Genomic DNA, 23,285 nt, shown 5'->3' with positions numbered 1-23,285 from the left:
CCTTGGCCTGGGGAAAGGCAGAACTTTGCGTGTAGACGCCTGGCGTGTAAGTAGGTATCAGGCCGAATATTTTGTAGGAACATTCTGGTAGTTATTGCGACTGCTCTTGTTGATCAATTCAAAGCCGAACAAAAATTTCACCATTTCTGTTATATCGTAACGCTCCTGCACAGCCGCTTTTGGTGCAGCGAATCCATGACAGCAACATTCAGTAAGTTTTGGGGTAGTGATGCGGGTTGATCTGGATGTTGAGCACGACAGGCTGGATGGCTTGCCGAGGTTTCAGAGGGCGGCGGTGCAGGCGGCGCGGCTTTTGCGGCTGACGTGGCTGGCCGCTGGTTTGGGTGGCGCCGGGTTGGTGTTGTCGTTGTTCGTTGATCTGTTCTCGCCCAACTCCTTGTGGACGGCAGTGCTGACCACTGGCGCTGCAGCTTTGCTGCTGCTGGCTGGCGGGTTGCAATCGGCGCAGGGCGTCGCTTTGTGGCGCGCGCGAGCCTTGGGCAGCATCGCGCCGCTAATCATCAAGCAAAACCTGGCAGAAGAGTCCGGCTGGTATGAGCGACTGTTGGCGCGTATCGGCGGCAGCGGGACGTCGCTGGTCGCACAGATTGGCAAGCCGACGTTATGGCTCGGCGCGTGGGCTTTGCTGGCGTTGATCAGCATCCAGTTGATCTGGAACCTGACGCTGCCGGGCAGCAATCTCTCGCAGCTGGGTAACCTTGCGGGCGGCGCGATTCTGCTGCTGGCGTTTGGCTTGCTGGTGCTTGAGCGACAGTTCAGCTCCGAGCTTGCTGCCGAATGGCCTGAAGCCGGGCAACTGGCGCAGCTGACCCGCGTGGCGATTGCGGTGTTGCTGGTGGGCGCGCTGTGTCTGTTCTTCTCCAGTGCCGACCGCGTCTGGCCGGCGCGACTGGCGGTGTTGATCGGTCTGCTGCCGGGGCTGGTCGCCATCGAATTCCTGCTGCGCGCTGCGCTGTCGTTGTTCAGCCCGCGCAACGTACGCATCGAGCCGCGTCTGACCGCCAGCAGTTTTGTCGCCGGTCTGCTGCGCTGGCCGCCGCAACCGCTGCTGGCGCTGCAACATGAACTGCACAACCGTTTCGGCATCGATCTGCGGCAGATCTGGGCGTTCACCTACATGCGTCGCGCCTTTCTTCCGGTGCTGGCGGTCGTGGCGGCGTTGGGTTGGCTGCTGAGCGGTGTGCACGAAATCCCCATGCAAGGCCGAGGCATCTACGAGCGTTTCGGCAAGCCGGTGGAGGTTTTTGGCCCTGGCTTGCATGGCGGATTACCCTGGCCGTTCGGGCGGGTGATCGCGGTGGAAAACGGCGTGGTGCATGAATTGGCGACCAGCGTCTCGGATTCCAGCGCCCTCGAACAGGTGCAAGACCCCGCCGAAGGCCCGCCGCCGCTGACCGCCAATCGCTTGTGGGACGCCAGCCACATCAACGAGAAATCCCAGGTGATCGCCAGCAGCGCCGGGGACAAGCAGGGCTTTCAGATCGTCAACATGGACGTGCGTTTCGTCTACCGCATCGGCCTGACCGATCAAGCTGCCATGGCCGCGACTTATAACGCCGCCGATGTGCCGACCTTGATCCGCAGCACCGCCAGCCGCGTGCTGGTGCACGATTTTGCCTCGCGAACCCTCGACGAACTGCTCGGCGAGCAACGCGCCGGTCTGGCCGACGACATTGGCAAAGCGGTGCAGGCCGATCTCAAGCAATTGGACAGCGGCGTGGAAATCCTCGCCACGGTGGTGGAAGCCATCCATCCGCCAGCGGGCGCGGCCAATGCTTATCACGCGGTGCAAGCCGCTCAGATCAGTGCCCAGGCGCTGATTTCCCGGGAGCGCGGCGCGGCCAGTGACAAGGCCAACGTGGCGCAGCTCAACGCCAGCATTGCGCGCGATCAGGCCACGGCGAACGCCCGGGAAGTCATGGCCACGGCGCAAGGCGCGGACTTGCGCTTCAGTGCCGAGCGCCAGGGCTTCGCCAAGGCCGGGCAAGCCTTTCTGCTGGAGCAATACCTGACCCAGCTGACCCAGGGCCTGGCCCACACCAAATTGTTGGTGCTCGATCACCGTCTGGGCGGCGCGAGCAATGCGCCGACCATCGACCTGCGTACTTTCACTCTACCGGCAGACCCAACGGCGCCGAGTAAAGCCGTTCAATAAGGAGTCGACCCTTGAGTCTGTTTCATAACCACGATCATCACGATCACGCCGGACACGATCACAGCGGCCATCATCACGGGCATCACCATGGCGAAGGCGCTGGCCCTGCGGCGTTCCCCTGGCGGCGCGCGGCATTGGCGGCGGTGTTGATTGCCTTCGCAGTCGCGGCGGCCAGCCTGGTGCAAGTCCGCTCGGGCGAGGCCACGGTCATCACGCGTTTCGGCAATCCATCCCGCGTGCTGCTGGAGCCAGGCCTGAGCTGGCGCTGGCCGGCGCCGTTTGAGGCCACGATTCCCGTGGATTTGCGCCTGCGCACCACTTCCAGCGGACTGCAGGACGTCGGTACTCGCGACGGCCTGCGCATCATCGTTCAGGCTTATGTGGCCTGGCAGGTACAAGGCGATCCGGACAACGTGCAGCGCTTCATGCGCGCGGTGCAGAACCAGCCTGATGAAGCCGCCCGCCAGATCCGCACCTTCGTCGGCTCGGCGCTGGAAACCACGGCGAGCAGCTTCGATCTGTCGAGTCTGGTCAATACCGATGCCAGTCAGGTGCGGATTGCCGACTTCGAAAATCAGCTGCGGCAGCAGATCGATCAGCAACTGCTTACAACGTATGGCGTGCGCGTCCTGCAAGTCGGTGTCGAGCGTCTGACATTGCCTTCGGTCACCCTCAACGCCACGGTTGACCGGATGCGCGCCGAACGCGAAACCATCGCCACTGAACGCACCGCCGTGGGCAAGCGCGAAGCGGCGCAGATTCGCTCGGCCGCCGAGCGCGACGCGCGCATTGTCGAGGCGGATGCGACGGTGAAGGCGGCGGATATCGAAGCGCAATCCCGAGTCGAGGCCGCGCAGATCTACGGCCGCGCCTACGCGGGTTCGCCGCAGCTGTACAACCTGCTGCGCTCGCTGGACACGCTGAGCACCATCGTCACGCCGGGCACCAAGTTGATTCTGCGCACCGATGCCGCTCCGTTCCGGGTGCTGATCGACGGCCCGCCGACGCTGGATAACAAGAGCGGATCGCAGCCATGAGCGAGCACGTTGCACCTGACGCTCCGGACAACCAGCGGCCGCCAGTGAACAGCCCTTGGCTGCAAGCCAGTCGGCTGGCATTCATTGCGTTGTACGCCGTGACTTTGCTGGCCGCGCTGGGCTGGGCGTTGTCCAATGTGCGGCAGATCGATCCGCAGAATCGCGCGGTGGTGTTGCGACTTGGTGCGCTGGAACGCATCCAGAACGCCGGTTTGCTGACCGCGTGGCCGCAGCCTTTCGAGCAAGTCGTGTTACTGCCTTCGGCGGATCGAGTCATCGAGCGTCGAGTCGAAACCCTGCTGCGTTCGTTCCAGGCGGTACAGGCCGACCGGGTCGCGAGTTTTGCGGCGCCGATGAGCGATGCGCTGGCCGGTTCCGGTTTTCTGCTGACCGGTGACGCCGGTGTCGTACAGCTGGACGTCACGGTGTACTACAAGGTGACCGACCCTTATGCGTTCGTGCTGCAAGGCGATCATGTCTTGCCGGCGCTGGATCGACTGGTCAATCGCAGCGCGGTGGCGCTGACTGCGGCGCGGGATCTGGACACGATTCTGGTTGCCCGCCCCGAGCTGGTTACCGCAGACAGCAAAGCCGCCGAACGCCGGGAACGTCTGCGCGGCGATCTGGTGCGCGGCATCAATCAGCGCCTGGCGGAACTCAACGCCACCGGCGTGGGCATTGGCATCGAAGTGGCGCGGGTCGATGTGCAATCGAGTCTGCCCACGGCGGCGGTCAATGCCTTCAACGCCGTGCTGACCGCCAGCCAGCTCGCGGATCAAGCCGTCGCCAACGCGCGCAACGATGCGGAAAAGCTCAATCAGTCCGCCAATCAACAAGCTGACCGCACATTGCAAGTCGCCCATGCTCAGGCCTCGGAACGCCTGGCTAAGGCCCAGACCGACACCGCCACGGTGACCAGCCTCGCGCAGTCTATTCAGAACCAGAGCGACCCCGGTTTGCTGCAACGCATCTATCGCGAACGGGTACCGAAGATTCTCGGTCAGGCCGGTTCCGTGACCACGGTCGATCCCAAAGACGATTCCCGCCTGATTATTCAGGGAGCAGATAAATGACTGGCGAAGCCATTCACGAACACCGCCATGCCGCGCCGCAACCGGCGGGCAGCATGCTCAGCGGCGCGGAACAACGCAGCGCGGCCCGGCAACTGACCTTGGCGATGCTCGCCTTGGGCTTGCTTGGGCTCGGGCTGGTCTGGCGATTTGTGGCGCCGGCCCAAACCGGCGTCAGCCAGTTATTGCTGGGCGCGGCATCGTTGCTGGTGGCGATTCCCGTCGTCAGCGCCGGATGGCACAGCTTGCGGCATCCGAGCCTGCACGGCATCACCGATCAACTGATCGCGCTGGCGATGTTGGGCGCGTGGGCAACCGGCGACTTGATGACCGCCGCCTTGTTGCCGATCATCATGATCTTCGGCCATGTGCTGGAAGAGCGCAGCGTGATTGGCTCGCAGGAAGCGATTCAGGCGCTGGGCCGTTTGACCCGCAGCCATGCGCGGCTGATCGACGCCGACGGCAACATTCGCGAAGTGGATAACTCGACGCTGGTGGCCGGGGATCAAGTGGAAGTTCGCGCCGGGGACCGTGTGCCCGCTGACGGCCTGGTGATTTCCGGGCAGGCCAGCCTCGACACCGCGCCGATTACTGGCGAATCCGTGCCGCTGGAGGCGAGGGCGGGTATCGAAGTGTTCGGCGGCGCGATCAATCTCGACGGCTTGCTGCGCATTGAGGTGACACGCATCGGCAATGAATCGACGCTGGGCAAAGTGATCGCGCTGATGCAAAGCGCCGAGCGTTCCAAGCCGCCGATCACCCGGCTGCTGGAACGCTACGCCGGTAGCTACATGATCCTGGTGTTGCTGATTGCCGCCGTGACCTGGTTCATCACCAACAATGCCCAGGCGATGTTGGCGGTGTTGGTGGCGGCTTGCCCGTGCGCCTTGGTGTTGTCGGCTCCGGCCACCGCCATTGCAGGCATTGCCGTCGCGGCGCGACACGGGATTCTGATTCGCAGCTCGGCGTTCCTTGAAGAGCTGGCCGATCTGACTTCGCTGGTAGTGGATAAAACCGGCACGCTGACGTTCGGCACGCTGCGCCTTGAGTCCGTGCAGGCGGTCGGCCCCGAGCGCCCGGACTTACTGCCCCTCGCGGCGAGTCTCGGTTCGGCCAGCAGCCATCCGGTCAGCCGCGCGCTGGCCGGTTTGGTGGGCAAGGATCAACTGCTGACATTGAGCGATATTCGTGAGCGGCAAGGCTTGGGCGTGATCGCGTTTACTGAGCACGGCGAAGCTGCGCTGGGCCGTCCTGAGCTGTTCGAACAGCTGAACATCCCCACTTCAGCCGTACCCAATCACGACGGACCTATCGCCGGTTTGGCAATGGACGGGGTGTTCCTCGCCTGGCTGTTGCTCGCCGACAGCCTCAAGCCGGAAGCGCGTTTTGCCTTGGCTGAGCTGCGTGAACTGGGCATGGGTCGGCAACTGTTGCTGACCGGTGATCGGAAAACCGTGGCCGACAGTCTGGCGCTGGAGGTCGGCATTGCCGACGTGGAATCCCAAGCGTTGCCGGAAGACAAACTCACCCGCGTACGCGGCGAAATCGCCAGTGGTTTTCGGCCCATGGTGGTGGGCGACGGGATCAATGATTCGCTGGCGCTGAAAGCCGGAGTGGTCGGCGTGGCAATGGGCGCGGGCGGCGCTGATATCGCGCTGGCATCGGCGGACATCGTGCTGATTGGCAGCGACTTGCGCCGTTTGGGCACTTGCGTGCGCTTGAGCCGCCAGTGTCGGCGAACCCTGCAAGTCAACGTGATCATCGGTCTGGGCTGGACGCTGGCCATCGTTGCGTTTGCAGCCTTCGGTCTGTTGGGCGCGGCAGGGGCGATGGTCGCCGCCATTCTGCACAATCTGAGTACGCTTCTGGTGCTGGGTAACGCGGGCAGATTGTTGCGTTTTCAGGAGCCACTACTAAAGTTGGATACGACGCCACAGGCCTGAAAAAACCTCGGTCTGGCGCAAAGGCTTGAGCTAGAGCAGTGGGTTAAGTATAAAAATTCGCTTGAGCTTTGAAGAACTCTGTTACAAATTAGGGGTCATTCAAGGTAAGGGTGTTCAATACAAGGCTGCAATGTGGGCTCGTATCAGTGGGCACAAGGCCGTTCCCGGAAGTCGATTTTTATAGTTTTTGCTATAAAGCCTATAGCCTTTCAGCCCGTTAATTCGGGCTGAGATTGGACTACCCTTTTCGAGTTTCTGGATCAGGGGGTTAACTCAAATGCTCGCGCAACTTCCACCGGCCTTACAGAATCTTCATCTACCGCTGCGTCTCAAGCTCTGGGACGGCCATGAGCTGGATCTGGGGCCCGCGCCCAGCGTCACCATAGTCGTCAAGGATCCCCGGCTGGTTTCCGAATTCACCCATCCAAGCCTTGACCTGCTCGGCAGTGCGTTCGTCGAAGGTCGGCTGGAGATGGAAGGCTCGATCAGCGAAGTGGTCAGGGTCTGCGACGAACTCAGCCAGGCGCTGGTTGACGATGAAGACGGCGAGTTCCACTCGTCGACGCAGCACGACAAAGCCACCGATGCCGCGTCGATTTCCTATCACTACGACCTCTCCAATGAGTTCTACCAGCTGTGGCTGGACAAAGAGATGGTCTATTCCTGCGCCTACTTCAAGACCGGCGAAGAATCGCTGGAGCAGGCGCAGCAAGACAAGTTTCATCACCTGTGCCGCAAGCTGCGGCTCAAGCCCGGCGAGTACCTGCTGGATGTTGGCTGCGGCTGGGGCGGGCTGGCGCGTTTCGCCGCGCGTGAGTACGGCGTGAAAGTGTTCGGCATTACCTTGAGCGGCGAGCAACTGGCGCTGGGGCGCGAACGCGTCAAAGCCGAAGGCTTGCAGGACAAGGTGGATCTGCAATTGCTCGATTATCGTGACCTGCCCCAGGACGGTCGCTTCGATAAAGTCGTCAGCGTCGGCATGTTCGAGCACGTCGGGCACGCCAACCTTGAGCTGTACACGCAACGGCTGTTTGGTGCGGTGCGCGAAGGCGGGCTGGTGATGAATCACGGGATCACCGCCAAGCACACCGACGGCCGTCCGGTTGGGCGGGGCGCTGGTGAGTTCATCGGTCGCTATGTGTTCCCCAATGGCGAGTTGCCGCACGTGTCGCAAATCAGCGCTCACATCAGTCAGGCGGGCCTGGAAGTGGTGGACGTGGAAAGCCTGCGCCTGCACTACGCCAAGACGCTGGAACACTGGAGTTCACGACTGGAAGCCAACCTCGACCGAGCCACCGCGATGGTGCCTGAGCAAACGCTACGCATCTGGCGGCTGTACCTGGCGGGTTGTTCCTATGCGTTTGCCCGCGGCTGGATCAACCTGCATCAGATCCTCGCGGTAAAACCGTATACCGATGGCCGACATGAATTGCCTTGGACGCGGGAGGATCTTTATCGGTAACAGGGCTGGATGAGCATGAGCAGGTGGGAGCAAGCTTGCTTGCGAAAGCGGAATTTCATTCGCTGGAGAGGCGTCGGAGATCCACAGTTATTCGCGAGCAAGCTCGCTCCCATAAATACAGTCACAGAATCGGCGAAATCAATCGTGCGATGCGCATGCCCAGCTGTTGCAGATGGTGAGTTTCGCGACTCTCCTGAATCGATATCTCATGAGCCTGCGCGAAGTCGTCGTTGAGCATGTGCTCCACTTCGCTGGCGAAGTCGCTGTCCACCGTTAGCAGCATCAACTCGAAATTCAGCCGGAAAGAACGGTTGTCCAGATTGGCGCTGCCGATGGCGCTGATCTCGTTGTCCACCAGCACCACTTTCTGGTGCAGGAACCCCGGCAAATAACGAAATACCCGAACGCCGGCGCGCACTGCTTCGAAGGCAAACAGGCTTGAGGCGGCGTAGACGATGTAATGATCGGGGCGCGAAGGTAGCAACAGCCGCACGTCCACACCGCGCAACACCGCCAGGCGCAGCGCTGCCGACACAGCCTCATCCGGGATGAAATAAGGACTGGTGATCCACACCCGTTCCGTCGCCGCATGAATGGCTTCGACAAAGAACAGCGAGCAGGTTTCCTGAGCGTCAGCCGGACCGCTGGCGAGTAACTGGCACAATACGCCGTCTTCCGGGTACGACTCGGGAAGACTCAGCGGTGGCAATTCCCGCGTCGCCCAGAACCAATCTTCGGCAAACGATTCCTGCAAACAGGCCACGACTGGACCGAGCACTTGCACATGCGTATCGCGCCACGGTGCGAGCGGTGGCTTGAGACCGACGTACTCGTCGCCGACGTTATGCCCGCCGACAAAGCCTCGTTCGCCGTCGACCACGACTATTTTGCGATGGTTGCGGAAGTTGATCTGGAAGCGATTAAGCCAACCGCTGCGCGTCGCGAAGGCTTTGATCTGTACACCACCGGCGCGCAATTTGTCGCTGTAGCTGCCGGGCAAGGCATGACTGCCGATGCGGTCGTAGAGCACATAAATCGCCACGCCTTCGGCGGCTTTTTCCAGCAACAGATTCTGCAACCTGCGGCCCAGTTCGTCGTCATGGATGATGAAGAACTGAATGAGCACGGTGTCTTTCGCTTGGCCGATGGCAGCGAAGATCGCGTCGAAGGTCGCGTCGCCATTGATCAGCAGCTTCACTTCATTGTTCGCCAGTGCGGGCATGCGTCCCAACTTGGGCATGGCGCGCAGCGATGCATACGCCTCGGACCGGCGCGCGGCCACAGCCTCCTCGATCCACGGCCGCCAGTTGAGATCGCCGATAGCGGTACGCATCTCATCGTTGGCCTGGCGTCGCGCCTTGATGTAGGCGTCGAACGAGCTGCGACCAAACACCAGGTAGGGAATCAACGCGACGTAGGGGATGAACAGCAGCGGCATGGCCCAGGCGATGGCGCCCTGCGCGGTGCGGACCGTCAGCAGTGCATGAATGGCTGCACCAACTCCAACTAGATGGATGAATCCAAGGACATAGCCGAAGAAATACGGGCTGTGATAATCCATGCGCAATCTTGCTCCAGGCCATTTGCTCATTAACAGACCACAGGCGGTGGTGAATGTCGCTATTTTATTCGCCGTGCAACTGGCTGGCGGATCTGTCGTCTAAGCCTCATTGTTCGCAGTCTGTGTTGGGCCGTCTTCTCTATCAATTGTTTGAAACAAGGATTCACAAATGAACAAACCCATGTTGGCGTTGATCTGTTGTCTGGCGGCGCCGCTGGCGCAAGCCCAAATGCTGCAGCCGGGACTCTGGGAGCTTACTTCCAGCAATATGTTGGTTGACGGGCAGCCACTGCCGGATCTGCAATTGATGCTCGGTCAGCTGCAAAATCTGGCGCCTGAACAGCGCGCCATGATGGAACGCATGATGGAAAAACAAGGCGTGACGTTGGGCGGCAAAGGCGTGCGGTTTTGTTTGACGGAGTCCCAGGTCAAATCCGACGACATCCCGCTGACTGATCCAAAATCTGGCTGCAACCAACAAGTGACGGCGCGCAATGGCAAGAACTGGAACTTCAAGTTCAGCTGCCCGAAAGCGCAAGGCACCGGGCAAGCGCAGTTCCTCAGTGATCGTGAGTTCACCACCAAGGTGATCGGCACGTTCAACGCCACTGGACAGCAGCAAAACGGCAGCATGGATACGCGTGCGGTCTGGCTCGGTCAGCAGTGTGGCGCGGTCAAGCCGCGTACCTGAGTTCAGGCACTGAGCCAATTCCACGAACTTTTCGCCACCGCGTCGTGAGCATGCAGGCTTTCGGCGTGGATGACCTTCAGGGCAAAACCCTTAAGCGTCGGATTGCGCTTGAACGTTCGATGCAACCGTCGTGCGGCATCCTCGCAGAACATCAGGTTCTGACCATTCGCCAAGGCAAAAGCCTGCTCATCCGCGCGCTTAACGGCCGTCTGTACTGCTGTTCCCAACGCTGCTTCGGCTTGATCGATCAACTGTAGCGTTGGGAATTCACTAACAAATTCATTGAGTTGCACATGAATCTTCGCAGTGCTGCGCTGGCTGTGAGGCGTCGCAACTATCCCTTCGGTACTGCCTAACCATTCCAGCACTGCGGCCGATTCAAGCTGCTTGCCGGGAAAGTCCTCGATGAACTGCTGCTGAATCAACTGACGCGCCAACGCTGCCGAGCAAGGGCAGGTCGATGAATAACTCACGTCAATTTTTAGTTCCACGTGGAACATTCCGTTTTTCAGGCTAGCGAAGATGCTGATTGGATAGGCTTTCCAGCCAGCCAACGCACTGACCAGCGCTGCTCGTTTCAGCAGCGGTACCACGTGAATATTCAGACAGGCATTGTTTGAAAGCCCTTCATGGCTCTGCAGAAAAGTCTCAAGCAGGCTGCGCACTGACGCGGGTGTCAGCTCTTCGTTCTCCAGCTTTTCAAGCGCTAGATACAGCCGGGACATATGAATGCCGCGAGCAGCGTCGTCATCGAGACTGACGCCCACATCGGCTTTGGCGCTCAGGCGTTTGCCGTCCATAAGGATAGGAAGAGCGATGCCGCACATCCCAACCCAATCCAGTGGCAGCGCTTGTCTTGAAGCCTGGGCGGCGATATCCGGAAGTGTCGCAACATTCATGAAAGGGGCCGTCTGGGGGCTAAAACATCATGTTATATTATTACAGTTAGATCGACGATTACTTTTTTGGGCTGGGATGCTCTGCAACTTTAGTGAGCCATGCCATGCATAGACGCCAAGTTTTGCTCAATCTGTTACTGGCCAGCGCCGCGCTGGCTTTGCCCTTGGGGACTTACGCCGCGCAGATTCGCAACGCGCGGTTGTGGCGGACTGCTGACAAGTTGCGCCTGGTACTGGATCTAAGCGGGCCGGTGCAATACAAGACGTTCTCCCTGGGTTCGCCGGATCGGTTGATCATCGATATCAGTGGCGCGCGGCTGACGGGAGATTTCAGCCAACTGGCCTTGGTCAACACGCCGATCAGGTCAATTCGCTCCGGCCACTACGGTCAGGGCGATGACACCCGCATCGTGCTGGATCTGACCGCGCCGGTGCAGCTCAACAGTTTCCAGCTGGGGCCGGAAGGTAGCCAAGGGCATCGACTGGTTCTGGACCTTGGCGCAGCGTTGCATACGCCCGTGCAACTGGCGGCCGTGGGCGCACAGCCGCCTGCGCCGCAACCGTCGCCGTTGCTCGACAAGGCTCACCCCAAACGCGACGTCATGGTGGTGATTGATCCCGGCCACGGCGGTAAGGATCCGGGCGCGGTTGGTGCCAAAGGCGAGCGGGAAAAAGACGTGGTGTTGTCCATTGCCCAGCTGCTGGCCAAGCGCATCAAGCGCGAGAAGGGCTTCGACGTGCGTCTGGTGCGCAACGATGACTTCTTCGTGCCACTGCGCAAACGCGTGGATGTTGCGCACAAATACAACGCCGATATCTTTATCTCGATCCACGCCGACGCCGCGCCACGGCTCACCGCGTCCGGCGCTTCGGTGTATGCCTTGTCGGAAGGCGGCGCGACGTCGGCCACGGCGCGCTTCATGGCGCAGCGGGAAAACGGTGCGGACTTGCTGGGCGCCACCAGTCTGCTGAATCTCAAGGACAAGGACCCTATGCTCGCCGGGGTGATTCTCGACATGTCGATGAACGCCACCATCGCCGCCAGCCTGCAACTGGGCAATACCATTCTTGGCAGCCTGGCGGACATCACCACGCTGCACCAGAAACGCGTGGAACAGGCGGGGTTCGCCGTGCTCAAGTCGCCGGATGTGCCGTCGATTCTGGTGGAAACCGGGTTTATCTCCAACGTGCGCGACAGCCAGCGGCTGGTCACTGCGCGTCACCAACAGGCTGTGGCCGACGGGTTGTTCGCCGGACTGCAGCGCTATTTCCAACGTAATCCGCCGGCTGATTCGTATGTGGCTAGGCAGCAGGCGCAGAAAGCGGGGCAGGTGTAGCAAATCTTCTTTTTTCAGCATCACGCAACCATTTGAATTGGAACGCATTTCGTAGGACTGGCTTTAGCCGGGAGGAGGCCAGTCCATTCGCAGCAGTTACGTTTTCAGAACTATTGGCCTCCCGGCTGAAGCCGGTCCTACGGGTCGAATGTTTGCTGGATGACGGGGGCTTGTCAGCGAAAGATTGGCGTGTTTGTATTGTTATACTATAACATATGCATCTTGCAGCCTGTCCCAAGCCGCCGATGAGAATCCTCATGCCAAATCGTCTTCCCGTTACTGTGCTGTCCGGCTTTCTTGGCGCGGGCAAAAGTACCTTGCTCAATTACGTGCTGCGCAATCGTGAAAACCTGCGAGTGGCGGTGATCGTCAATGATATGAGCGAGATCAACATCGATGGCAGCGAAGTTCAGCGTGATGTCAGCCTGAACCGTGCCGAAGAAAAACTGATCGAGATGAGCAATGGCTGCATTTGCTGCACCTTGCGCGAAGACTTGCTCGAAGAAGTCAGCCGCCTGGCTCAGGACGGGCGTTTCGATTATCTGTTGATCGAATCCACGGGAATTTCCGAACCATTGCCCGTTGCGGAAACCTTCACCTTCCGCGACGAGGCGGGCAAGAGCCTGGCGGATAGGGCGCGCCTGGACACCATGGTCACGGTGGTCGACGGGGTCAATTTCCTGCTCGATTACCAGGCCGCTGAAAGCCTGGCGAGTCGCGGGCAAACCCTGGGTGAGGACGACGAACGCTCGATCACCGACCTGCTGATCGAGCAGATCGAATTTGCCGACGTGATCCTGATCAGCAAGATCGACTTGATCAGCTCCAGCGAACGTCAGGAGTTGATGGCAATTTTGCAGCGCCTCAATGCCCAGGCGGAAATCATTGCCATGGTCATGGGCGAGGTTCCACTGGCGAAAATCCTCAACACCGGTCGTTTCGACTTTGAACGCGCTTCCCTGGCGCCGGGCTGGCTGAAAGAGCTGCGCGGCGAGCATGTGCCGGAAACCGAAGAGTACGGCATCGCGTCCACGGCTTATCGCGCCCGTCGGCCGTTCCATCCCGAGCGGTTCTTCAGCTTCATTGATCGTGAATGGACCAACGGTAAGCTGCTGCGCTCCAAGGGATTTTTCTGGTTGGCCAGCAAGCCCAAGGATGCTGGCAGCTGGTCACAGGCGGGCGGCCTGATGCGTCACGGGTTCGCCGGTCGCTGGTGGCGCTTTGTACCCGCGCTGCAATGGCCCGAGGACGAAGAGAGCAACGCCGCGATCATGCAGACCTGGAGCTCGCAAACCGGCGACTGCCGTCAGGAATTGGTCTTCATTGGCCAAAATATCGACTTCGCCCAGCTTACGGCCGAGCTGGATAATTGTTTGCTGACTGACGCGGAAATGGCGCTCGGAATCGACGGCTGGAGTGAGTTGCCCGACCCGTTTGGTTCGTGGCATGAAGAGCAGAGTGCTTGAGCTGGAGCCCGTAAGATCCGTTGGAGCGAGGCTTGCCCGCGAAGGCTATGTTTCTAACGCGGAAAACCTGGCGGATCTACCGACCAGTTCGCGGGCAAGCCTCGCTCCAACAGATGCCTGTCTTCATTACGGCACCAACCACTGCCCCTGACTTTGCCCTTCGCAAAACGGCTTGAGGTAGTGCGCATCGCTGGCGACGCCGTAATAGTGAATGTTCTCGCGATAGGGCATATTGGCGACTTGCGCGTTGCTGCACACGCCGAAAGCCCCTGCCGGGCATTGCTCCGAGTAGGTGACGTCGACTTTCTGGCCGGCCAGTTGCGGTTGGCAGAAGCCGTCCTTGAAGAGCTTTTCCGGAATGTTGCGGTTTTCCTGGCAGACTTTCACGTCGAGGCGCTCGGCCTGGCTGTGCACCAGACACGCCTGAGCCAGCGCCTGATTCGACGTCATCACCAACAGCATCAATGCCAACCACAGCGGCCGCTTGATCACGCGCATTATTGCCTTCCCGAATTCGTTATTTCGCCATCGTCAGAAGCGACCCACATGCTGCAAAACATCCCGACCCACGTCATCAGCGGCCCTCTGGGCGCCGGCAAGACCAGCCTCATCAAGCATCTGCTGGCGCAAAAGCCAGCGCATGAACGCTGGGCGATCCTGATCAATGAGTTTGGTCAGATCGGCCTGGATGCCGCGCTGCTGGCCACGGCCGCAGATGGTATCTCACTTGGCGAAGTGGCTGGTGGCTGCCTTTGCTGTGTGAACGGCGCGCCATTTCAGATCGGCTTGGGCCGTCTACTGCGTAAATCCAGACCTGACCGGCTGCTGATCGAGCCTTCCGGTCTCGGCCACCCGGCGCAATTGCTCAAGCAGTTGCGCGAATCACCGTGGCAAGGCGTGCTGGCTGTGCAGCCAAGCGTGATGGTGCTTGATTCGGCGTCTTTGGCGAAGGGCCAGGCGCTGCCGGCCAGCCAGCAGGATGCTCTGGCGGACGCGGGTCTGCTGGTGCTGAATAAATCCGCGCAACTGAGTGTCGCCGAGCGACAGCGCATTGCCCAGGCGTTGCCCAATCGCGCTTTAATCTGGACAGATCATGGCGCGTTACCGCTTTTGGCGTTGCCCGGCGCCGATCAGCAGGGGGCTGTGGATAACTCAGCTGTTGATAATCTGGTTCTGCCCAAGAGCCTGGCGCAGATGCCCGCGATCTGGACCGATCCACGTCAGCCGATCTGCCTCAGCCAAAGCCAGTCAGACGGCTGGAGCATCGGCTGGCGCTGGCATCCCAGCCAGTGTTTCGACCTGATGCGTATCCAGCAGTGGCTGGAAACCCTCGCGTGGCGACGGGCGAAGCTGGTTATCCACAGTCCGGCTGGCTGGTTTTCCGCGAATGCGCTTGAAGGTAGCGCGCTGGAATGGAAAACCAGCGAATGGCGCAAGGATTCACGCCTGGAACTGATCTTCAGCGAGGCGCAGGATGAGGCTCGATTACAGGCGCAACTGGTGGCATGCTTGCTCTAGAGCAACTTATCCACAGGGCGTTCGTGCTCTACTGCTTCCACTTGTTGTGTTCCTGCCGCCATTCACTCAATTGAATGATTTGCGCTGAAGGCGGTGGAGTTTTGATTTCGAACGGGTAGGGCGCCAGCTCGATCTGCGCACTGTGGGCACCAAACATGGTGATGGTTCCGGGATGACGCTGCTCGCCCGTCACCGTGAATTCGAAGTTATACACGCGCGCCAGGCGCTTGCGGCCTTGGGCATCGCGGGTGAAGGTCAGGCGGCGTAATGCGACGTTGCCATCCAGCAGCTCCAGGTCCAGCCGCGCGCAATGTTGCTTGACCCGCTCCAGCGCTCGTTCGCGCAGGCCATGGGAATGCCACAACCAGGCCGCGCCGGTTGCAAGCAGCATCAAGACGAACATGTTTCCCAAGGTCAGCATGAAAGGGGCGCTCCAACGAAGAGTCTCCAGCTTAACCGTGTCTTGGGATTTGCAGCCATACTGCGCGACTTAAATTTCTCATTACTGCATTTGCATCGTGTTCAGGATCTTGTCATGAAACGTACGCCCCATTTGCTCGCCATCCAGTCCCATGTTGTATTCGGCCATGCTGGCAACGGCGCTGCTGTGTTTCCGATGCAGCGCGTCGGGGTCAATGTCTGGCCGCTTAATACGGTGCAGTTCTCCAATCACACTCAGTACGGGCAATGGACCGGTGAAGTGCTGGCGCCGCAGCAGATTCCCGCGTTGATCGACGGTATTGCGGCCATCGGCGAGCTGGGCAATTGCGATGCGGTGCTTTCGGGTTATCTGGGCAGCGCGGCGCAGGGCCGAGCGATTCTGACGGGTGTGGCGCGGATCAAGGCGGCCAACCCCAAGGCGTTGTACCTGTGCGATCCGGTGATGGGCCATCCGGAGAAGGGTTGCATCGTGCCCGCCGAAGTCAGTGATTTTCTATTGGAGGAAGCGGCAGCGGTGGCGGATTTCATGTGCCCCAACCAGTTGGAGCTGGACAGCTTCTCTGGCCGCAAACCTGAATCGCTGCTCGATTGCCTGAGCATGGCTCGGGCTTTATTGGCGCGTGGGCCGAAAGCCATTGTGGTCAAACACCTGGACTACCCCGGCAAGGCCGCTGACGGCTTCGAGATGTTGCTGGTGACTGCTGATGCCAGTTGGCACCTGCGTCGCCCGCTACTGGCCTTTCCGCGCCAGCCAGTGGGTGTTGGCGATCTGACATCCGGTTTGTTCCTGGCGCGCGTCCTGTTGGGTGACGAGCCGGTGGCTGCTTTTGAGTTCGCCGCAGCGGCGGTTCATGAAGTGCTGCTGGAAACCCAGGCCTGCGGCAGTTACGAACTGGAACTGGTGCGCGCCCAGGACCGAATCGCGCATCCGAGGGTGAAGTTCGAGGCCGTTCGGTTGTAGGACCGGCGTAGGACCGGCTTTAGCCGGGAGGGCGTTCTCCCGGCTAAAGCCGGTCCTACCAGGGTTTACAGCGTTTCGTCCTTGATTTCCTGGTAGCGCTTTTCCAGCTCCTGACGAATCTGCCGGCGCTGCTGGGCCTGGATGTAGCGGCGTTTGCCGTCGTGGCTTTCCGGCTCCAGCGGCGGGACGCTGGCCGGTTTGCGCTGGTCATCCACCGCGACCATGGTGAAAAAGCAGCTGTTGGTATGGCGCACCGAGCGTTCGCGGATGTTCTCCGTCACCACTTTGATGCCGACTTCCATCGATGTATTGCCGGTGTAGTTGACTGAAGCCAGGAACGTCACCAGCTCGCCCACATGAATCGGCTCGCGGAAAATCACCTGATCCACCGACAAGGTCACGACGTAGCGGCCCGCATAGCGGCTGGCGCAGGCGTAGGCGACTTCATCGAGGTATTTCAGAAGGGTACCGCCGTGCACGTTGCCAGAGAAATTGGCCATGTCCGGGGTCATCAATACAGTCATCGACAGCTGGGCGTTTCCGGGTTCCATAGCGTACTCACGATCAAGGCGGTTCAGAGGTTTGCACCTTATGGCGGTGCTTGCGGGCTATCAATCAACAAAGAGCTAATCAACAAAGAACAGTTATCGGGACGCTTGCTGGCTCAGGGCCGTCACGCGCTCAAGCCGATCTGTTTCCATATATTGCACCGGCTTTCGCAATGAATGTGCGGTGTTAACCTGCAAAAGCCCGTGGAGCGGGTTAATTCCTACATGTTCATCAGAATTTTCACCGTAACGGCCCGGCAAATAGCGGGCTCGCGCTGTCGATTTCTCAAGGAGCCGGAACCATGCATGCCATCAGTTTTATTCAGGATTTGGCAGTGATCATGCTGGTGGCCGGTGTCGTGACGATCCTCTTTCATCGCCTGAAACAACCAGTGGTACTCGGTTATATCGTCGCCGGGTTCATCATTGGCCCGCACACGCCGCCGGTCGGGCTCATCCATGACGAGCAAACCATCAAGACCCTCGCCGAGCTGGGGGTGATTTTCCTGATGTTTTGCCTGGGCCTCGAATTCAGCCTGCGCAAGTTGTTCAAGGTCGGTGCCACAGCGTTTATCGCCGCGTTTCTCGAAATCACCCTGATGATCTGGATCGGCTACGAAATCGGCCAGTTCTTCGGCTGGAATTCCATGGATTCGCTGTTCCTCGGCGCGATCCTGGCGATTTCCTCGACCACCATCATCGTCAAGGCGCTCAACGACCTGAAGATGAAAAACCAGCACTTCGCCCAGCTGATTTTCGGCGTGCTCATCGTCGAAGACATCCTCGGCATTGGCATCATCGCGCTGCTGTCGGGGATTGCGGTGAGCGGCACGGTCAGTTCCGGTGAGGTCTTTTCCACGGTCGGCAAACTGTCGCTGTTCATGATCGTAGCGTTGGTCATCGGCATTCTGTTGGTGCCGCGATTGTTGGCCTACGTCGCCAACTTCGAAAGCAACGAGATGCTGTTGATCACCGTTCTGGGCCTGTGTTTTGGCTTCTGCCTGCTGGTGGTCAAGCTGGAATACAGCATGGTTCTCGGCGCGTTCCTGATCGGGGCGATCATGGCTGAATCGCGCCAGTTGTTGAAAATCGAGCGCCTGATTGAGCCTATTCGCGACATGTTCAGCGCGATTTTCTTCGTCGCCATTGGCTTGATGATCGATCCGATGATTCTGCTGGATTACGCATGGCCCATCGCGGTGATCACCGTTGCCGTGGTGCTGGGCAAGATGATTTCCTGCGGCCTTGGTGCGTTTATCGCAGGCAATGACGGCAAAACCTCACTGCGGGTCGGGATGGGGCTTTCGCAGATTGGCGAATTCTCCTTCATCATCGCGGCCTTGGGCATGACGTTGCAGGTCACCAGCGACTTCCTCTATCCGGTTGCGGTGGCGGTTTCCGCGATTACCACGCTGCTGACGCCTTATCTGATTCGCGGCGCAGATCCGCTGTCGCACAAGCTGGCCGGTATTGTGCCGCAGCGCATGGCCCGCGTGTTCGGCATGTATGGCGAATGGCTGCGCAGCATTCAGCCACAAGGTGAAGGGGCGTTGCTGGCGTCGATGATCCGCAAGATCCTGCTGCAAGTCGGGATCAATCTGGCATTGGTGATGGCGATTTTCTTCAGCGGCGGTTATTTCGCTGAGCGCATCGGCGGTTACATGAGCGAATGGATCGCCGATGAGAGCCTGCAGAAAGCCTGGATTTGCGGCGCAGCGCTGTTGCTGTCGCTGCCGTTCCTGATCGCCGCGTATCGCAAGCTCAAGGCCCTGTCGATGCTGCTGGCAGAAATGGGCGTCAAGCCGGAGATGGCCGGCCGCCACACTGCGCGGGTGCGCAAGGTGATCGCCGAGGTGATTCCGTTGTTGTCGTTGCTGGTGATTTTCCTGCTGCTGGCGGCCTTGTCGGCGAGCATTCTGCCGACCAGCGAACTGCTGATCCTGATCGCCGTCATCGCGGCGATTGTTGCCGCCGTCGCCTGGCGTTGGTTCATTCGGGTGCATACGCGCATGCAGATCGCGTTGCTGGAAACCCTGGGCAATCATCAGGAGCCGTCCGAGCATTAGCATTGCGCTGGCTCGGTCGGCTCCCGACTGACGGGGAATCAGCTTTCCAGCCAGACGTCCCGCGCCCAGTGCCAGACCGATTCCCAGGTTTCTTCGGTGACCAGCTCTTCTTCGCCGGACCACAGCACTACAGTGCCGTCTTCTTCGACGCAGTAGTAGTCTTCGCCGTCCTGACAGATCGGGATCAGCTCGCGCGGTACGCCAATGTCCCACGCGTTCGCGGCTACATCAGGCAAGTACGTGTGCGATTGCGGATCGGTGACCGTCACCGGCTCAAGGCTGCCGTACACCACATCGCTGACCGTCAACAGAAACTCCCTGAAGACGAACGGGATGTCGATGAACAGCTGCTCCTCGATTTCTACCAGCAGGTCTTCGTCGGGCAATTCAAGCGGAACCGGGACTGGTTCATTCGCTTCACGTAATTGTTCAATGACTTCTTCCACGGCCTGGCTCCTCTAAACTGATGGCGCGGGTTATACAGTAGCCTAAAGCCTTTCTCAAAATAACTATTCGAACGCATAAGACAAAACCCCGGACGAGTCCGGGGTTTTGGATGAAGCTTTCATGACGCAGCGGATCAGCCGTTCTGGCGGATACCGGCAACCAGCCAAGGCTGGTTGTCGCCTTGAGGACGTTCCATGTTCCAGCTTTCGCTGAACACTTCACCCTGGTCAAAGCGCGAGGTCTTGGAGACGCCGCTGAACGTCAGGGTTGCGATGGTCTTGTCTGCACGATCATCCAGGCCGTCGAGTTGCACGGTCAGGTTGTCGATGAACGTCGACTGGAAACCTTCGCCCAGATCAGCACGTTCCTTTTTCAGGAACTCCAGCATTTGCGGGGTCACGAACTCTGAGATCTTGTCCATCTCGTTGGCATCCCAGTGCTGTTGCAGCGACTGGAAGTGGCTACGAGCGGCTTCGAGGAAGCGGGTTTCGTTGAACCATGCTGGCGCGTTGATCACTGGCGCTGCGGCTGCTGCGGAAGAACCGCCACCGAAGATCGAGTTCTGCGCAGGCTGTTCAACGCTTTCACGCTGAAACGCAGCAGGACCGGCAGCAGTGGCCATTTGCGGGCCTTGTTGCTTGCGACGACGGGCCGCGATGAAGCGGAAGATCAGGAAGGCGATGACCGCCATGATCAGGATGTCGAAGATTTGCATCCCCTGGAAACCGTCGCCCATGAACATGGAAGCGAGCAGGCCGCCGGCAGCGATACCGGCCAACGGGCCGAGCCAGCGCGAAGCACCGCTTGCAGCAGGTGCAGGACGACCGGCGGCGTTAGGCGCAGCGGCAGGGGTGGCAGGAGCAGTTTGGCGCGCCTGGTGAGTCGGCGCCGAGCCCATGCTCTTGCCGCCACCGAAACGCGCGGCGCTGGCGTCAAGGCTCATGGTGAGCCCGATGCACAGCGCCAGAGCGATGCTTAGAAAACGTTGCATAAGGGTATTCCCGTTTTATGGATTGCACGCGCGCCATATTGCATAGGGCATAGGTGTATAGCTAGTGGCCAAATGTTTCCGGCTTTTGCGTAAGAGCCCAAAGACCCTATAAAGGTTGGTCTGTAGGGCTTCGGTAAAAGTACTGTAGGACACCGCCGTTGGGCGTAGTCATCTATATGGAGCTGGCCGGAGGCACATTCAAGCTGAGGCGGCGTTGCAATCACTCGTAGGGCCGGCTTTAGCCGGGAGGGCGTGCTCCCGGCTAAAGCCGGTCCTACGGGCGAACACACTCCAAGAACCCGCTTGAGTCTGTATCAAATCGCTTCCAGCTTGGCATACCCCATCATCAGCCACTTGCTGCCTTCCGCGAAGTTGACCTGCACCCGCGCCTGGGCGCCAGCGCCTTCGAAGTTGAGGATCACGCCTTCGCCAAACACCGCATGCTGCACGCGCTGGCCCAGGCTGAACGCGGTTTCCGGGATTCCGGTGCCGTTGAACAGGCTGCTGGTGCTGACTTTTTGCGTGCCACCGAAAGGTCGGCTGACGCTATTGGACAGGCGCACTTCCTGGATCAGCAATGGCGGAATCTCGCGTACGAAACGTGAGACCTTGTTGTAGGTTTCACTGCCATACAAGCGTCGGGTTTCGGCGTAGGTCATCACCAGCTGTTGCATCGCGCGGGTGATGCCGACGTAGGCCAGACGACGCTCTTCCTCAAGACGGCCCGGTTCTTCAAGGCTCATCTTGTGCGGGAACAGGCCTTCTTCCATGCCCACCAGGAACACGTAAGGAAATTCCAGGCCCTTGGCGCTGTGCAAAGTCATCAGCTGAATGCTGTCTTCGTGCTCTTCAGCCTGAGTGTCGCCCGATTCCAGCGACGCATGACCGAGGAACGCCGCCAGTGGCGTCAGCTCTTCATCTTCTTCAGCGTTCTCGAAGTTGCGCGCGGCGCTGACCAGTTCCTCAAGGTTTTCTACCCGAGCCTGGCCTTTTTCGCCTTTCTCTTCCTTGTGATAGTTGATCAGGCCGGACTGCTCGATGACCGTTTGGGTCATCAGGTGCAGTGGCATTTCCATGACCTTGGCCGCGAGGTTTTCGATCAGCTCGACGAACAGGCCCAAGGCGCCGGCAGCGCGGCCGGTCAGGCCCTTGTTGGCGATCAGCTGGCGGGTGGCTTCCCACATCGAAACATCGGCGTGGCGCGCATGCTGACGAATGGCCTCGACGGTTTTCTCGCCGATCCCACGCGCTGGCACGTTGATGACCCGCTCAAGCGCCGCATCGTTGCCACGGCCTTCCAGCAAACGCAGGTAGGCCATGGCGTTCTTGATTTCGGCGCGTTCGAAAAAGCGCTGGCCGCCGTAAATGCGATACGGAATCCGCTCGCGCAGCAACGCTTCTTCAAGCACCCGCGACTGGGCGTTGGAGCGGTAAAGAATCGCGATGTCGCTGCGCGCCAGACCGGTCTTGAGCGCGCTTTCGATGGTTTCCACCACGTAGCGGGCTTCGTCATGCTCGTTGAAGGCCGCATACAGATTGATCAGCTCGCCATCGCCGACGTCCGTCCACAGCTCTTTGCCCATGCGGCCGCTGTTATTGATGATCAGGCCGTTGGCCGCCTTGAGAATGCTGGCGGTGGAGCGGTAGTTCTGTTCCAGGCGGATGACTTCGGTGTCAGGGAAATCATCGGAATACTGGTGAATGTTTTCGATTTTCGCGCCGCGCCAGCCGTAGATCGACTGGTCGTCATCGCCGACCACCATCAGGCTGTCGCCACCTTGGGCGAGCAGGCGCAACCAGGCGTACTGCACGGCGTTGGTGTCCTGGAATTCGTCCACCAGAACGTGCCGGAAGCGCCGCTGGTAGTGGGCGAGCAGGCCAGGATTGTCGCGCCACAGGTCAAGGGCGCGCAGCAGCAACTCGGAAAAATCGATGACCCCGGCGCGCTGGCAGGCGACTTCGTAGGCTTCGTAGATCGACTTCATTGTTGCCAGGAACAGATCGCCGCTGGCCTGAATGTGTTTCGGGCGCAGGCCTTCGTCTTTCTGGCCATTGATGAACCACTGCGCCTGTTTGACCGGCCAGCGCTGCTCGTCCAGGCCCAGCTCGCGGATCACCCGCTTGACCAGTCGAGTCTGATCGTCGCTGTCCAGGATCTGGAACGTCTGCGCCAGACCGGCTTCCTGCCAGTGCGCCCGCAGCAAGCGGTGCGCCAGGCCGTGGAAGGTGCCGACCCACATGCCCGCCGGGTTGATCCCCATCAGCTGCTCGATGCGATGGCGCATCTCCGCAGCCGCCTTGTTGGTGAACGTCACCGACAGGATGGAGTGTGGCGAGGCTTGCTCGACCTGGATCAACCAGGCGATGCGATGCACCAGCACACGGGTTTTGCCGGAACCAGCGCCGGCCAGGACCAACTGACGACCCACGGAGGCAGCTACGGCCTGGCGTTGGGCATCGTTGAGGGAATTAAGCAGAAGGGAGAGGTCATCGCGCATCGGCGCATTCTAGGGTGCCGAGCGAAGCCGGGCAAACCATGCTTTGCACCAGGCGATAAACGCAGGCTTCCGGACGACCGGTAAGTCAGGCGCTATTGGCGTGCATGGGCACCGAAAAGATCAAGCCTCTACGACCAAAGTAACTGGCTAACAGCTATTTATATGAGCCCGGA

Annotated in this window: 19 protein-coding genes; 11 read left to right on the top strand and 8 right to left on the bottom strand. The window is 59.9% G+C overall.

Features of this window, described 5'->3' with window-relative positions; genetic code table 11:
- Positions 1-229: 229 nt before the first annotated feature.
- The 5 genes from hflK (AFK24_RS07805) to cfaB all read left to right on the top strand — a co-directional run bounded on the left by hflK (AFK24_RS07805) (position 230) and on the right by cfaB (position 7,688).
- Positions 230-2,176 (top strand): protease modulator HflK, encoded by a 1,947-nt coding sequence (gene hflK, locus AFK24_RS07805; protein WP_065832713.1) that lies wholly within the window; start codon positions 230-232, stop codon positions 2,174-2,176.
- A gap of 11 nt (positions 2,177-2,187) precedes the next feature.
- Positions 2,188-3,213, top strand: coding sequence for a protease modulator HflC (gene hflC / locus AFK24_RS07800; RefSeq protein ID WP_065832712.1), 1,026 nt, complete (start codon positions 2,188-2,190; stop codon positions 3,211-3,213).
- Positions 3,210-4,286 carry a protease modulator HflK gene (gene hflK, locus AFK24_RS07795; RefSeq protein ID WP_065832711.1) on the top strand — a complete coding sequence of 359 codons (1,077 nt, stop codon included), beginning with the start codon at positions 3,210-3,212 and terminating at the stop codon, positions 4,284-4,286. Before hflC ends, hflK (AFK24_RS07795) begins: the two co-directional genes overlap by 4 nt.
- Complete coding sequence (locus AFK24_RS07790) at positions 4,283-6,226, top strand: heavy metal translocating P-type ATPase (RefSeq protein WP_065832710.1); 1,944 nt, start codon at positions 4,283-4,285, stop codon at positions 6,224-6,226. Before hflK (AFK24_RS07795) ends, AFK24_RS07790 begins: the two co-directional genes overlap by 4 nt.
- 277 nt (positions 6,227-6,503) lie before the next feature.
- The gene (gene cfaB / locus AFK24_RS07785) at positions 6,504-7,688 is read left to right on the top strand and encodes a C17 cyclopropane fatty acid synthase CfaB (protein ID WP_065832709.1); all 1,185 of its coding nucleotides are present in this window, start codon (positions 6,504-6,506) and stop codon (positions 7,686-7,688) included.
- A gap of 121 nt (positions 7,689-7,809) precedes the next feature.
- Here cfaB and cls read toward each other — a convergent pair whose 3' ends face one another.
- On the bottom strand, positions 7,810-9,249 hold the full coding sequence (cls, locus tag AFK24_RS07780; protein WP_065832708.1) for a cardiolipin synthase: 1,440 nt from the start codon (positions 9,247-9,249) through the stop codon (positions 7,810-7,812).
- Between the two features lie 169 nt (positions 9,250-9,418).
- On the opposite strand from cls, the gene AFK24_RS07775 reads away from it, so the two are divergent.
- Positions 9,419-9,940, top strand: coding sequence for a DUF3617 domain-containing protein (locus AFK24_RS07775; RefSeq protein WP_065832707.1), 522 nt, complete (start codon positions 9,419-9,421; stop codon positions 9,938-9,940).
- A 2-nt stretch (positions 9,941-9,942) separates the two neighbouring features.
- On the opposite strand, the gene folE2 is transcribed toward AFK24_RS07775, so the two are convergent.
- Positions 9,943-10,839 (bottom strand): GTP cyclohydrolase FolE2, encoded by an 897-nt coding sequence (gene folE2, locus AFK24_RS07770; RefSeq protein WP_065832706.1) that lies wholly within the window; start codon positions 10,837-10,839, stop codon positions 9,943-9,945.
- Between the two features lie 104 nt (positions 10,840-10,943).
- On the opposite strand from folE2, the gene AFK24_RS07765 reads away from it, so the two are divergent.
- Both AFK24_RS07765 and zigA read left to right on the top strand, forming a co-directional pair.
- Positions 10,944-12,176, top strand: coding sequence for an N-acetylmuramoyl-L-alanine amidase (locus tag AFK24_RS07765; RefSeq protein ID WP_065832705.1), 1,233 nt, complete (start codon positions 10,944-10,946; stop codon positions 12,174-12,176).
- 257 nt (positions 12,177-12,433) lie between these two features.
- Positions 12,434-13,642: a zinc metallochaperone GTPase ZigA gene (zigA, locus tag AFK24_RS07760; protein WP_065832704.1), complete on the top strand. Its 1,209-nt coding sequence runs from the start codon at positions 12,434-12,436 to the stop codon at positions 13,640-13,642.
- Between the two features lie 126 nt (positions 13,643-13,768).
- Here the strand turns inward: zigA and AFK24_RS07755 are convergent, their stop codons facing one another.
- Positions 13,769-14,140 (bottom strand): NADH:ubiquinone oxidoreductase, encoded by a 372-nt coding sequence (locus AFK24_RS07755; RefSeq protein WP_065832703.1) that lies wholly within the window; start codon positions 14,138-14,140, stop codon positions 13,769-13,771.
- Between the two features lie 48 nt (positions 14,141-14,188).
- On the opposite strand from AFK24_RS07755, the gene AFK24_RS07750 reads away from it, so the two are divergent.
- A complete protein-coding gene (locus AFK24_RS07750) occupies positions 14,189-15,160 on the top strand; it encodes a CobW family GTP-binding protein (protein ID WP_065832702.1) in 972 nt (323 codons plus the stop codon).
- Between the two features lie 28 nt (positions 15,161-15,188).
- On the opposite strand, the gene AFK24_RS07745 is transcribed toward AFK24_RS07750, so the two are convergent.
- Entirely contained in the window at positions 15,189-15,581 is a 393-nt protein-coding gene (locus AFK24_RS07745) for a DUF3301 domain-containing protein (protein WP_065832701.1), read from the bottom strand.
- 114 nt (positions 15,582-15,695) lie between these two features.
- Here AFK24_RS07745 and pdxY point away from each other — a divergent pair, with 114 nt between their 5' ends.
- Complete coding sequence (gene pdxY, locus AFK24_RS07740) at positions 15,696-16,562, top strand: pyridoxal kinase PdxY (protein WP_065832700.1); 867 nt, start codon at positions 15,696-15,698, stop codon at positions 16,560-16,562.
- A gap of 65 nt (positions 16,563-16,627) precedes the next feature.
- Here the strand turns inward: pdxY and AFK24_RS07735 are convergent, their stop codons facing one another.
- Positions 16,628-17,113, bottom strand: a complete 486-nt coding sequence (locus AFK24_RS07735; RefSeq protein ID WP_065832699.1) for an acyl-CoA thioesterase — start codon at positions 17,111-17,113, stop codon at positions 16,628-16,630.
- Between the two features lie 299 nt (positions 17,114-17,412).
- Between AFK24_RS07735 and AFK24_RS07730 the strand changes: the two genes are divergently transcribed.
- Positions 17,413-19,176: a cation:proton antiporter gene (locus AFK24_RS07730; RefSeq protein ID WP_065832698.1), complete on the top strand. Its 1,764-nt coding sequence runs from the start codon at positions 17,413-17,415 to the stop codon at positions 19,174-19,176.
- Between the two features lie 38 nt (positions 19,177-19,214).
- Here AFK24_RS07730 and AFK24_RS07725 read toward each other — a convergent pair whose 3' ends face one another.
- The 3 genes from AFK24_RS07725 to uvrD form a co-directional block, all read right to left on the bottom strand.
- The gene (locus AFK24_RS07725) at positions 19,215-19,622 is read right to left on the bottom strand and encodes an SMI1/KNR4 family protein (RefSeq protein ID WP_065832697.1); all 408 of its coding nucleotides are present in this window, start codon (positions 19,620-19,622) and stop codon (positions 19,215-19,217) included.
- A gap of 134 nt (positions 19,623-19,756) precedes the next feature.
- Entirely contained in the window at positions 19,757-20,614 is an 858-nt protein-coding gene (locus AFK24_RS07720; RefSeq protein ID WP_020291644.1) for a Tim44 domain-containing protein, read from the bottom strand.
- 314 nt (positions 20,615-20,928) lie between these two features.
- Positions 20,929-23,112 carry a DNA helicase II gene (gene uvrD / locus AFK24_RS07715; RefSeq protein ID WP_065832696.1) on the bottom strand — a complete coding sequence of 728 codons (2,184 nt, stop codon included), beginning with the start codon at positions 23,110-23,112 and terminating at the stop codon, positions 20,929-20,931.
- Between the last annotated feature and the right edge of the window lie 173 nt (positions 23,113-23,285).

Source organism: Pseudomonas syringae (assembly GCF_001698815.1).
Classification (GTDB): domain Bacteria; phylum Pseudomonadota; class Gammaproteobacteria; order Pseudomonadales; family Pseudomonadaceae; genus Aquipseudomonas; species Aquipseudomonas syringae_A.
The sequence above is the reverse complement of the archived record's forward strand: the minus strand, read 5'-3'. Positions and strand labels throughout refer to the sequence as shown.